The following is a 12,682-nucleotide window of genomic DNA, read 5'->3' on the forward strand; positions in this document are numbered from 1 at the left end:
TGATTGGCGGACTGCGCGACGGCGTTATCCAGATCGCCAGCGCGGCGGAGCAGTTGTCTGCCGTGACCGAGCAGACCAGTGCCGGGGTGAACAGTCAGAAAACCGAAACCGATCAGGTTGCGACAGCGATGCACGAGATGTCCACGACCGTGCAGGACGTGGCCAGAAATGCCGAGCAAGCCTCACATGCCGCGGTCAATGCGTCGATGGAAGCGCGCGAAGGCGACAGCGTCGTTGCCAGGGCAATCACTCAGATCGAAAGTCTGGCCAGTGAAGTCGAACATTCCAGGTCGGCCATGGACGAGCTGAAAAGCGAGAGCAACAAGATTGGCGGCGTTCTGGACGTGATCAAGGCGGTTGCCGAGCAGACCAATCTGCTGGCCCTCAATGCGGCCATCGAAGCGGCACGCGCCGGGGAGGCCGGACGAGGCTTTGCAGTGGTTGCCGATGAAGTGCGCAGTCTTGCGCAACGTACTCAGACCTCCACGGAAGAAATTGCTTCGCTCATCGGTGGTCTGCACAGCCGAACGGCGCGGGTCGCGACCATTCTGGAGAGCAGCCGGACATTGACGGAAAACAGCGTGGAACTTACGCGCGACGCGGGTCGATCCATCAATAACATCACCTCATCAATCTCGACCATCGAGACCATGAATCACCAGATCGCCGCTGCTGCCGAGCAACAGAGCGTGGTGGCCGAGGAGATCAACCGCAGTGTGCTGAAGGTGCGGGATATTTCCGAGCAGACCGCATCGGCCAGCGAGGAAACGGCTTCATCGAGCATCGAACTCGCACGCCTTGGTGTGCACCTGCAAGGCCTGGTCAGCCGCTTCCAGGTCTGATTTCACAGCATCGTCGCAAGGCGATGCCTGAAGGCTCCGGCGCGCAGGCAACATGGCGCGCCGGATCAACGGCCCCACATTTCCATCGCGAAATCGACGAAGCTGCGCAGCTTGGGCAGTCGATAACGGTCCTGCACATACAGCAGATTCATGGGGCGTCTGGGTAGCTGATAGTCCGGCAGCAGCGCCACCAATCGGCCTTCATTCAGATCGCGGTGCACAAGTGCATCTGACAGCATCACGATACCCATGCCTTCCCGGGCCGCGTTGCACAAGCCTGACGAGGTATTGATCAGCAGGGAACCCTGCACGTCCACCAGCACTTCACCTTCCACACCGGTCATGCGCCAGCGCTTGCCTGTGTCACGCCATCCATCGCCAGCCTGGTAAGCGAATGCCAGGCAGTTATGCGCACTCAAGTCCTCGGGTCGAATCGGCGTGCCGTTACGAGCCAGGTAATCGGGCGAGGCACAGATGGTCAGGGTGTAATCCTGCAAGGGTCTGGCAATAAGCGGTGAAGACTCGGGGAGGGCGCCCAGCCGAATGGCGATGTCGAAGCCATTGTCAACGAGGTCCAGCCGCTGATCACTCAGCACCAGATCGAGCCTGACCTGTGGAAAGCGTCGGGAGAATTCGGCCATTGCCGGTGCCACCACTTCTGAGCCGAAGGTCAGCGGTGCAGTAATGCGCAAGGTGCCTGCGGGTTCGCCCTGGGCCTGTTCGGCGAGTTGCTCGGAGGCGGCCACCAGCCCCAGGACTTCCTGACAACGTTCGTAGTATTGCGTACCGAATTCGGTCAGGCGCTGACGGCGAGTCGTGCGTGTCAGCAGACTGACGCCCAGGCGCTGTTCCAGTGAACGCAGGTGATTTCCGACCATGGTCGTGGAGATCGAGCACGCCTGCGCTGCACCCGTCAGGCTGCCGGTTTCGACCACTTTTACATACACGGTCATTGCCTGAAACAGGTCCATTATCAATTCCAGCTTTAAAATGATTGAAGTGAATCGCTGTTTATCCAGCGCTGGTGGTTAACGATACTGCAAAAACACGTCGTCCACCTATGGAGCTTCACCTCATGACCGCTGCTTGCCTGATGACCACTTACCAGCCACTTGCCCTGAGTTTCAGTCATGGTATTGGCACTCGATTGTGGGACCAGGCAGGTCGCGAGTACCTGGATGCCGTGGCTGGCGTGGCGGTGACCAATGTCGGTCACTCGCATCCGCTGCTGGTCGAGGCTATTCGTGATCAGGCAGGGCGGCTGCTGCACACGTCCAATCTCTACAGCATCGACTGGCAGCATTGTCTGGCACAAAAGCTGACTGCGCTGTCTGGACTGGATCGGGTGTTTTTCAACAATTCGGGTGCCGAGGCCAATGAAACAGCGCTCAAGCTGGCGCGCTTGCACGGCTGGCATAAATACATCGAGCAGCCGTTAGTGGTGGTCATGGAAAATGCGTTCCACGGGCGTACGCTGGGTACGCTGTGTGCCAGTGACGGGCCTGCTGTACGGTCGGGGTATGGCGTATTGCCGGGGGATTTCGTCAAGGTGCCGTTTGGTGATCTGGCAGCCTTTGATAAGGCGTGTGACAAGTACGGTCACCGCATCAGCGCCCTGCTGGTGGAGCCGATTCAGGGCGAGGGCGGGGCCCGTGTAGCGCCGCCCGGCTATCTCAAGGCCTTGCGCGAGCGCTGCACAAAGCGCAACTGGCTGCTGATGCTCGACGAAATCCAGACCGGCATGGGCCGTACCGGCAAGTGGTTCGCGTTTCAACATGAGGGCTTCGTGCCGGATGTCATCACTCTGGCCAAAGGGCTTGGCAACGGCATTCCCATCGGTGCATGCCTGGCGCGGGGCAAGGCAGCCGAACTGTTCACGCCGGGCAGCCATGGCAGTACGTTTGGCGGTAATCCGCTGGCGTGTCGGGCGGGATGTACGGTCATCGATATCATTGAGCAGCAGTGTCTGGTGGAAAATGCGCGGCAACAGGGGCAGCTTTTGCTGGAGCGGTTGCAGGACAGATTGAAAGTCCATCCTCTGGTGCTGGAAGTCCGGGGCAGGGGACTGATGATTGGTATCGAATTGCTACAGGCCATTCCCGAGCTGACGCGGCTGGCCGCGCAGGATCATGGCCTGTTGATCAACGTCACCCGGGGCAAGGTCATTCGCCTTTTACCGCCGCTCGTGCTGGATGCGGCCGAGGTCGAGCTGATTGTTGAGGGGGTTGTCGCGACGCTCGATAGCGCCACTGCCTTGCAGCAGGAACGCATGGCGTGATGTGAAGGTTTGAGTGCAGGAGTCATGCCGGGCTGTACCGCAACGACCCATATGCGGTAGAACAGGGGGGCATTGCGTGTGTCGACGCAATGGCTACCCCATGGATTCAAAAGGAGCCCACCATGTCAATCCGGTCCCTGACCCTCGCCACTCTGTTCGTCGCTGGCGGGCTTGCCGCTGCCGTCCCCACCCTCGCTGCCGACAGTGACAGCCCGCTGGCGCAGGAGCGCGGCAAGACACGCCCGTTGATCATCATAGCCCCCAGCACGGTCGACCCGACGCTGGTCAGCATCAAGAAGGCGCTTGACGAGCCTGCCAACCGTGAAGCGTTCGCACAGCGCAACATGGTGTTGTTCACGGTGGTCAACACCATTGGCGAACGCAATGGCAAGACCCTGGACGCACAGTCGACGATGGCTTTGATTCGTGAACTCAAACTGGGCGCTGGCGCGAAAACCAAGGTCATTCTGGTGGGCAAGGACGGGGAGAAGAAAATCGAGAAGGAAGGGGCCGTCGATCCCAAGGAGATTTTCGCCACCATCGACCAGATGCCAATGCGTGAACGTGAAGCCAGCGCGCCACCGCCGGAACCGGAACCCAAGCCTGCACCCGCCGAGAAGGCCGGAAAACCGGGCAAGTCTGCGCCGACCGGTAAAACGCTGGACGACTGATCCAGCCCTGGCAACCTCTTATCAAGCAACCTGTAACCTACTGAAGAATCATAATTTTTTGTGGGAGCGGGCCGGGCGGCGCTCCGCTCCCACGAAGTTTGAGGCGCGACAGCGCCAGGTCGAAGACGTGGCGGGGGCTCCCACAACTAAATTGTTTACTCAGTAAGTTGCGCGTTGTTTGATAGAGAGCGGTGTCTCTCCAGGCGCTCGACCAGCACGGTCATTCGCCGCGAATATACTGCTCGAGCTGCTGGATCAGGCTGGCCTGCTCGTTGATGGCTTCCTTGACCAGATCGCCGATAGACAGCAGGCCCAGCAGTTCGCCTTTTTCCACGACCGGCAGGTGGCGCAGGTGGTTGTCAGTCATGATGCCCATGCAGGTCTCGACGGTCTGTTGCGAGTCCACGGAGATCACTTTGCTGCTCATGATTGCGCTCACCGGTGTGCCCACTGACGAACGGCCTTTCAGAATCATCTTGCGTGCGTAGTCACGCTCGCTCACGACGCCCACTACCGCGCCATCCTCGACCACCGGCAAGGCCCCGATGTTCTTCTCGGCCATCAGCCTGAGTGCATCGAGCACCATCCGATCCGGACCGATGGTATGCACCTGCTGGTTATGTTCGGCTTTCAATTTCAACAATTGGGCGACGGTCTTCATGGCGCTCTCCGGTGTGAGTGTGACCCTGTGTCTGGGCACAGTGCTGTCATCTACAGAATCGTGCAGTCAGTGCGTTCCGGCAAGCGGCAAAACGACCTCGAACCGACGAGAACCCGACAGTCAGCTTATCGACTGGCAAGTCTGAGTCCGAACGGTGTCCAGAAACGATGCCAGCGGCATGGGCCGGTTCAGGTAGTACCCCTGGGCTTCGTCACAGCCCAGTGATTGCAGGCAGTCAAGTTGACGAGCGGTTTCGACTCCCTCGGCGGTGATGGTCATCGACAGGCTGCGCCCCAGCTGAATGATGGCCTGAACGATGGAGAGGCTTTGGGTATTGGCGTCGATCTCGCTGATGAAGCTGCGGTCGATCTTCAAGGTGTCGAAGGGGAACATTTTCAGATAACTCAGCGACGAGTAGCCCGTGCCGAAGTCGTCCATCGACAGCCTCACACCCAGGGTCTTGAGTTCGTTGATCAGCTTCAGCGCGGCCTGTGCGTCGTGAATCATCACGCGCTCGGTCACTTCCAGTTCCAGTCGGTGGCTGGGCAGACCGGTCGTTGCCAGCACCTGGCGCACCCGCTCCACCAGCCCCGGCGTGCGGAACTCCACGGCAGAGATATTCACCGACACAAGCAAGGCACTGTCCCAGGCGGCTGCATCGCGGCAGGCGCGATGCAGTACCCAGTCGCTCAGCGACAGAATCAGGCCGTTCTCTTCAGCCAGGCCAATGAACTGATCCGGCATACACAAGCCCAGTGTCGGGTGCTCCCAGCGAATCAGCGCTTCGGCGCCGCAGATTTTCCCGCTGTGCACGTCATGGCGTGGCTGATAGCGCAGCGTGAACTCATCGTTTCCGATCGCCACACGCAGGCTTTTTTCCATTTCGCGCAGCTGAGTGATACGCGTGCTCATGATGGGTTCGTAGAAACGCCAGGTATTGCGACCCTCCTTTTTGGCCTGATACAGGGCCAGGTCTGAAAACCGGATCAGGTCCTGACTTTCATGGGTATGCAGGGGGCACACTGCGATACCGATACTCAAGCCAATGAACACTTCCTGACTGTTGATCGTAAAGGGCCTGCGGATGTGTCGTATCAGTCGTTCGCACAAACGCTCGACGTCTTCCTCGGTGGCAAGGCTGGTGGCAACCATGAGGAACTCGTCGCCACCTTGCCTTGCCAGCAGCCCAAAAGGAGGCAGGCACTGTGACAGCCGTTCGGCGACCTCACGCAACACGCTGTCACCCGCACTGTGTCCGAAGACGTCGTTGATGGGTTTGAAACTGTCCAGATCAAGGTTCAGCATGGTGACCGTCGAACGTGGCTCGGTGCGCTGTTCGAAGGTACGAGTCAGGAACGCCTGCATCTGGGTGCGATTGGGAAGGCCGGTCAGGGCATCATGCTGAGACAGGTGAAACAGTCGCGACTGGGTTTCCACTTCACGGGTGATGTCAGAAGCAATCCCCAGGTAGCCCTTGATCTGCCCATCGAGCACGATCGGCCTGGCGGCAATGTTGCTGGTACGGACGGCTCCCTGTAACGAGTAATGCGTACAACGCAGCACAGCGCGCTCGTCCATGGGGCGTTCAAGACGAATCCAGTCGGCCAGTGACTGGGTCTCACAGGACAACAACTGAGTCAGATTGCGCCCCGTCCAGGGATGCGATGCATGTCCGGTAACGCGTGTGAAACGCTCTGAAAGATAGGTGATGCGCAACTCGGCGTCGGTTTCCCAGACCCAGTCCGATGCGCTTTCGGCCACGTTGCGAAAACGCTCTTCGCTGCTGAGCAGCGCTGCCCGGCTCTGAGTGATGAGCTCAAACTGCCGGTCCATCAGTTCAGCGGTTCTGATGGTCTTGCGGGTGATGCGTCGGGCGATGAGGATCAACGTCGCCAGACAGATAAGCAGAACGGGCAGCAAGCCGCCCACCAGTTTCATGCCAGGCTGTTCCGGGTCCCACCGCAACAGAACGCCCGAGGCAATTTCCAGCGAGGGAAAACGTGCCGCATCGTCGGCGTCGGACGCTTTGCGCAACCCCTGGATACCGTATTGCAGCCCCATCTCCCGCAATTTTTCAGGCGTGAGTCTGTAACCCAGCACCAGTATCGATTGAATGGAGTCTGTCTGTTGTACTTGCTCATCGCCACCGGTCGTCAACGGTGCAGCGATCAGCAGAACCGGAACATGGTCCACCTGTCGAATTTGCGTGAAGACATCGCCTTCGCCTTGCTCGCGCGCCTGTTCAATGAATGGAGCCTGACGGCTGTCCAGCCACTCATTCAGTTGCAGCGTTACCAGATCACCGTTGACCACCGAGTAAACCGTCTGCTCGTGGCCATCGACGGCAAAAACCCCTTCGAACTGGAAGTCGTTGTAGAGCGACGCGCCCAGATTGTTGCGCGTGTACGCCCATTCGGTATCGACGTTGATGTGCAGATGTTTGTAGGCATCGCCCCAGAAGGCGTAGTCCTTGAAATTCGCGATCAGGGTCTTTTCCCGGGACTGCCAGACTTTCTCGACCAGATGCCGGCTCTGCAAGGCAGCGCTGTGGTTCAACTGATGGGCGATGTAGAACAGTGAGATAAACGCCACGAGCGACAACGCACCAAGCATGCCTCCCATGGTGCCGAGTGTGCGTCGTGCCAGAGAGGTGTTGCTGGTCGGCGTCCCGGGCAGAGGGTCGAGCGATTCGAACGATTTCATTACTGCTATTCCATGGTCGATAGCATCGACGTCGCGGCCATGAGCCGCCACAGCCGACGGGCGAGAAAAAACGCCTCATACAGCGACGCCTCAGACGCCAGCTTTGACGTCGAGTCCATGGTCAGGACGTCATATCGGGCTATCGGCGGCGGCAAATGTTTCTTGAACCGACCGTCAGGCGCGCCTTCGCGACCATAGCCACGTAGAATCAGGCACTGAATCGTCTGATCGAGGTTGCACCGTTGGATTTACAGCAGGGCTTCATCCTGAGTCGGCATTGGCAGGACACGCCCGCCGGGACGGAAGTCGATTTTTGGCTGGCGACCGATGACGGTCCGCGTCATATCCGTCTGCCATGCCAGCCTTCCGTCGCGTTCATTCCCGCCGAACAGCAGGAGCGCGCCCGGGCATTGTTGCGGACCGAGCGTGGTGTGGAGGTGCGGCCGCTGCAATTGAGCGATTTCCGTCACCGGCCGGTACTGGGTGTGTACTGCCAGCAGCATCGACAACTGATGAACATCGAAAAGCTGCTGCGCAAAGGCAATGTCGATGTCTACGAAGCCGACATTCGTCCGCCTGAGCGCTACCTGATGGAGCGTTTCATCACTGCGCCCGTGCAGTTCGGTGGCACGGCGAATGCTGACGGCGTGCTTTGCAATGCGCACATCAGACCCGACGCCGATTATCGCCCCCGGTTGAAACTGGTGTCGCTGGACATTGAGACCACCGCGCGCTGCGAGCTGTATTCGATTGCGCTGGAAGGCTGTGGTCAGCGCCAGGTGTACATGCTGGGACCGGCCAACGGCGGCAGCGAGGCGCTGGACTTTCAACTCGAGTATTGCGAGACCCGCGCCCAGTTGCTGGAGCGGCTGAACGAATGGCTGGCCTTGCATGACCCCGACGCGATCATCGGCTGGAACGTGGTCCAGTTCGACCTGCGCGTCTTGCACGAACATGCCCAACGCCTGAACGTGCCGCTCAAGCTGGGTCGTGGCGGAGAGAGCATGGGCTGGCGCGAGCACGGCAGCCGTAATAATCATTTTTTTGCCGACATCAGCGGGCGCCTTGTCATCGACGGAATCGAAGCGCTGCGTTCCGCGACCTGGAGCTTTCCTTCGTTCAGCCTTGAGAACGTCGCCCAGACCCTGCTGGGCGAAGGCAAGGCCATCAGCACGCCGTACCAGCGCATGGATGAAATCAACCGCATGTTCGCCGAGGACAAGCCGGCGCTGGCGCGTTACAACATCAAGGACTGCGAGCTGGTCACGCGAATCTTCGCCAAGACCCAGTTGCTGACCTTCCTGCTGGAGCGCGCCACGGTGACCGGACTGCCAGCCGACCGCAGCGGTGGTTCGGTCGCGGCTTTCTGCCATTTGTACATTCCGCTGATGCACCGCCAGGGCTTTGTGGCGCCCAATCTGGGCGAGCGCCTGCCAGAGGCCAGCCCTGGCGGGTTCGTCATGGACTCGCAGCCGGGACTTTACGAGTCAGTGCTGGTGCTGGACTACAAGAGCCTGTATCCGTCGATCATCCGCACCTTTCTCATCGACCCGGTTGGCCTTATCGAAGGCCTTCGTCACCCCGACGACAGTGAGTCGGTGCCGGGTTATCGCGGCGCGCGCTTTTCTCGTACGCGGCACAGTCTGCCTGCCATTGTCGAACGGGTCTGGCAGGGGCGGGAAACGGCCAAGCGCGAGCACAACGCGCCGCTGTCCCAGGCGCTGAAAATCATCATGAACGCGTTCTACGGCGTATTGGGTTCAAGTGGCTGTCGGTTCTTCGACCCCCGGCTGGCGTCATCCATTACCCTGCGCGGCCATGAAATCATGCTCAAGACCCGCGAGCTGATCCAGGCGCAGGGTTACACGGTGATCTATGGCGATACGGATTCGACGTTCGTCTGGCTCGGCCGTCCTCATGGCCAGGAAGAAGCCGCCACCATCGGCAAGGCGCTGGTCCGGCAGGTCAACGACTGGTGGCGCGAACATTTGCGCAGCACGTACGCGCTGGACAGCGCTCTTGAGCTGCAATACGAAACCCACTTCAAGCGTTTTCTGATGCCGACTGTTCGCGGCGCAGAGGAGGGCAGCAAAAAACGTTATGCCGGGCTGGTCAACCGAGCCGACGGCAACGAAGAGATGGTCTACAAGGGGCTGGAAACCGTTCGCACCGACTGGTCGCCACTGGCCCAGCAGTTCCAGCAGCAATTGTATCTGCGGATCTTCAAGCGCCAGCCGTATCAGGACTATGTGCGTGACTACGTGCGGCGAACGCTGGCAGGCGAGCTGGATGACCTGCTGATTTACCGCAAACGCCTGCGCCGCAAGCTGGACGACTATCAGCGCAACGTACCGCCCCACGTGCGTGCGGCGCGCCTGGCCGACGAGTACAACGATCAGCAGTGCCGTCCGCGCCAGTATCAGAGCGGCGGCTGGATCAGCTACGTGATGACCGTTGCCGGGCCGGAGCCTCTGGAAATCCGCACGGCACCTATCGATTACGACCACTATGTCACCCGCCAGCTTCAACCGCTGGCCGATGCCATTTTGCCGTTCGTGGATGATGACTTCGCTACGCTGATCGGCGGGCAACTGGGGTTGTTCTAGCGAGTGAATGTTGATCGACTTTCCACCCAACATGATTCAACGCGGTACAAGGATTCAACGTGAGCAAAGAGCAACTGGAGCAACAACAGATTCCGATCTACTTGATCGCCGTGCTTGTGGCAGCTGTAGGCGGGCTTTTCTCGCCCGTCGCGTCGCAAACATTGAGTGCGCTGGTCACCCCTGCGATTGCCGTGCTCATGTACGCGATGTTCCTGCAGATCCCGTTTCTGGACCTGCGTCAGGGGCTGAGCAACAAACGTTTCATGCTCGCGCTGCTGATCGCAAACTTTCTGGTGATTCCGCTGCTGGTCTGGCTGCTGACCCGTGCGCTGAGCGAACACACGGCCATTATGGTGGGGGCCTTGCTGGTGCTGTTGACGCCTTGCATCGATTACGTCGTGGTGTTCACGCATCTGGGAAAGGGTGATTCCAGACTTGTCCTGGCGGCCACGCCCTTGCTGCTTCTACTGCAACTGTTGCTGCTGCCGCTGTACCTGGCGTTGATGCTGGGCAGCGAGTCATCGGTGGCGATCTCCATCAGCCCCTTCGTCGAGGCGTTTCTGGTGTTGATCGTTCTGCCGTTGGTGCTGGCCGTTCTCACCGCTGCCGGGGTCAGGCGATCATCCATTGTGACGCGCTGGAACGACGCATGGGCGTGGATGCCGGTACCGGCGATGGCTGCGGTTCTTGTGGTGGTGATCGGTTCGCAGATGGCATCGGTGGTGAGCAGCCTCGACCGGTTGCTGCCCGTGATTCCGGTGTACCTGGCGTTCATGGTGCTGGCGCCGCTGGCAGGCGCGCTGGTGGCCAGGGCCTTCAGGCTGCCTGCACTCAGCGCCAGATCGGTAGCGTTCAGTGCGTCAACACGCAATTCGCTGGTGGTACTGCCTTTGGCTCTGGCATTGCCGGGCGGAATCAGGGAGCTTGCGGCGGCGGCCGTCATCACCCAGACGCTGATCGAACTGGTGAGCGAATTGATCTACATCCGTGTGATTCCGGCGCTGATCCGCGACGCTGAGCAGACTGAAGCCGTCAGCTGACTCTTCACCGGGACTGAGCCAGTTCTTCGGCGAGCAGCGGCAGCAATTGTTCACACGGCGCTTCGATCTTCATGTCCAGCAATTCGTCGGCGCGAGTCTTGCCGTGGTTGATGGCGATGACCGGCTTGCCGTGTTCGGCCATGGCCTTGCACAACCGAAATGCCGACCAGGCCATCAGTGACGTGCCGACCACCAGCAAGCCTTCGGCCTGTCCGGCGCTGAGCATGGCTTTCGCCGCGGTGGGCGGGGCGACGTTCTCGCCGAAGAACACCACGTCAGGCTTGAGTCGGTCGCCTTGGCAGCGAGAGCAGGGCGGTACCTTGAAGCCGGCTTCGAAAGCCGGGTCCAGCAGCGTGTCGCCATCGGGTGCCTGAACGGCATGGATGCCGAGCAGGTAAGGGTTCTGCTCCATCATCACGTCCTGAATCGCTGCCCGGTCGTGACGCTGATGACAATCCAGACACAGCACCCGGTGGAGGCTGCCGTGCAGCTCGATGACCTCAGGGCTTCCTGCCTGGGTGTGCAAGGCGTCTACGTTCTGGGTTATCAACCCGGTAATGGCATGACTGTTCTGCAGGTGAGCCAACGCCTGATGCGCAGCATTGGGCTGCGCCGCACGGATTCTCGGCCAGCCCAGCATGGCCCGCGCCCAATAGCGCTGACGGGCTGCCGGGTTGTTGACGAATTCCTGGTACATCATCGGCTGTTTGCCGCGCCGGACCCCATTCTTGTCGCGGTAGTCGGGGATGCCGGATGCGGTGCTGATACCCGCTCCGGTGATCACCAGAAACGGCCGTTCGGCCATGTGCCGGCCAAGGGCGTCGAGCTGTTCGCGGGCGTGGCTGTCCAGCATGTCAAACCTCGGGTGGTCGGCAAGTCATGAATGTGACATTACCATCAAATGCATGGTTCGCCTGGCCGGTGGATCCGCTTGAATAGACTGCGGGCTGTTGTCCTGCCACGCCATTGCATGCGACCTTTGCCGACTGACAAACACACAAGGAAGCTTTGAATGCCTTCGTTCGATTTCAAGCAGGTCGATGTCTTCAGTGAACAACCGTTGCTCGGCAACCCGTTGGCCGTGGTGCTTGGAGCTGACGGTCTGAGCGATGAGCAGATGGCAGCCTTCGCACGCTGGACGAATTTGAGCGAAACCACTTTCCTGCTCAAGCCCACCGATCCTCGCGCCGACTATCGCGTGCGCATTTTTACCACGCTCCAGGAACTGCCTTTCGCAGGGCATCCGACGCTGGGCAGTTGCCACGCCTGGCTGGAGAGCGGTGGCATCGCGCAGGGCGAGGAAATCGTTCAGGAGTGTGGCGTCGGCCTGATCAGAATTCGCCGTGATGGTCAGCAATTGGCGTTTACCGCGCCGCCCTTGCTGCGCTCAGGCCCGGTAGAACCGGCGCTGGTTGAGCAGGTCCGCGATGGTTTTGGCCTGGAAAGCAGCGCGATTCTGGATGCCCGTTGGGCGGACAATGGTCCGGGCTGGATGGTGCTGAGATTGGCTGATCGTGCCAGCGTGCTGGCGCTGCAGCCGGACAACGCAAAGCTTGATGGACTGAAGATTGGCGTGTTCGCACCCTGGAATCCGCAAGTGGATGGCGACGAGGCGCAATTTGAAGTGCGCGCATTCGTGCCGGGGGACGGCATGGCAGAGGACCCTGTCACGGGTAGCCTGAATGCCGGTATTGCGCTATGGGTGCTGGAAGACGGTCTGGCGACGGACAGCTATGTCGCCAGTCAGGGCGCTGCGTTGGGTCGCAAGGGCAGGGTGCATATCAAACGTGTCGATGATGACGTGTGGGTCGGTGGCGCGACAGTGACCTGTATTGATGGGCGAGTTTCGCTTTAAGGTCGCAGCTTGCCGGCGAGCGCGTC

General features: G+C 60.1%; 10 protein-coding genes. 6 read left to right on the forward strand and 4 right to left on the reverse strand.

Annotated elements, in window-relative coordinates; translation table 11 throughout:
- Positions 1 to 137 precede the first annotated feature (137 nt).
- Positions 138 to 842 (forward strand): methyl-accepting chemotaxis protein, encoded by a 705-nt coding sequence (locus tag KDX39_RS26505; protein WP_371321824.1) that lies wholly within the window; start codon positions 138 to 140, stop codon positions 840 to 842.
- Positions 843 to 907: 65 nt separating this feature from the next.
- On the opposite strand, the gene KDX39_RS01580 is transcribed toward KDX39_RS26505, so the two are convergent.
- Positions 908 to 1,813 (reverse strand): LysR family transcriptional regulator, encoded by a 906-nt coding sequence (locus tag KDX39_RS01580; RefSeq protein ID WP_231659069.1) that lies wholly within the window; start codon positions 1,811 to 1,813, stop codon positions 908 to 910.
- 104 nt (positions 1,814 to 1,917) lie between these two features.
- Between KDX39_RS01580 and KDX39_RS01585 the strand changes: the two genes are divergently transcribed.
- Together KDX39_RS01585 and KDX39_RS01590 are read left to right on the forward strand one after the other, a co-directional pair.
- Entirely contained in the window at positions 1,918 to 3,120 is a 1,203-nt protein-coding gene (locus KDX39_RS01585) for an aspartate aminotransferase family protein (protein ID WP_231659071.1), read from the forward strand.
- A 122-nt stretch (positions 3,121 to 3,242) separates the two neighbouring features.
- Complete coding sequence (locus tag KDX39_RS01590; RefSeq protein WP_231659073.1) at positions 3,243 to 3,791, forward strand: DUF4174 domain-containing protein; 549 nt, start codon at positions 3,243 to 3,245, stop codon at positions 3,789 to 3,791.
- A gap of 220 nt (positions 3,792 to 4,011) precedes the next feature.
- Here the strand turns inward: KDX39_RS01590 and KDX39_RS01595 are convergent, their stop codons facing one another.
- Positions 4,012 to 4,452, reverse strand: coding sequence for a CBS domain-containing protein (locus tag KDX39_RS01595; protein ID WP_231659074.1), 441 nt, complete (start codon positions 4,450 to 4,452; stop codon positions 4,012 to 4,014).
- A gap of 120 nt (positions 4,453 to 4,572) precedes the next feature.
- A complete protein-coding gene (locus KDX39_RS01600; protein WP_231659076.1) occupies positions 4,573 to 7,155 on the reverse strand; it encodes a bifunctional diguanylate cyclase/phosphodiesterase in 2,583 nt (860 codons plus the stop codon).
- Between the two features lie 242 nt (positions 7,156 to 7,397).
- Between KDX39_RS01600 and KDX39_RS01605 the strand changes: the two genes are divergently transcribed.
- Positions 7,398 to 9,761 (forward strand): DNA polymerase II, encoded by a 2,364-nt coding sequence (locus tag KDX39_RS01605; RefSeq protein ID WP_231659077.1) that lies wholly within the window; start codon positions 7,398 to 7,400, stop codon positions 9,759 to 9,761.
- 59 nt (positions 9,762 to 9,820) lie between these two features.
- On the forward strand, positions 9,821 to 10,801 hold the full coding sequence (locus KDX39_RS01610) for an arsenic resistance protein (RefSeq protein WP_231659079.1): 981 nt from the start codon (positions 9,821 to 9,823) through the stop codon (positions 10,799 to 10,801).
- Between the two features lie 4 nt (positions 10,802 to 10,805).
- Here the strand turns inward: KDX39_RS01610 and KDX39_RS01615 are convergent, their stop codons facing one another.
- Positions 10,806 to 11,654: an NAD-dependent protein deacetylase gene (locus KDX39_RS01615; RefSeq protein WP_231659081.1), complete on the reverse strand. Its 849-nt coding sequence runs from the start codon at positions 11,652 to 11,654 to the stop codon at positions 10,806 to 10,808.
- Between the two features lie 159 nt (positions 11,655 to 11,813).
- Between KDX39_RS01615 and KDX39_RS01620 the strand changes: the two genes are divergently transcribed.
- A complete protein-coding gene (locus KDX39_RS01620) occupies positions 11,814 to 12,656 on the forward strand; it encodes a PhzF family phenazine biosynthesis protein (RefSeq protein WP_231659082.1) in 843 nt (280 codons plus the stop codon).
- The last annotated feature ends 26 nt before the right edge of the window (positions 12,657 to 12,682 follow it).

This window comes from Pseudomonas sp. CDFA 610 (assembly GCF_021147865.1).
Classification (GTDB): Bacteria; Pseudomonadota; Gammaproteobacteria; order Pseudomonadales; family Pseudomonadaceae; genus Aquipseudomonas; species Aquipseudomonas alliivorans.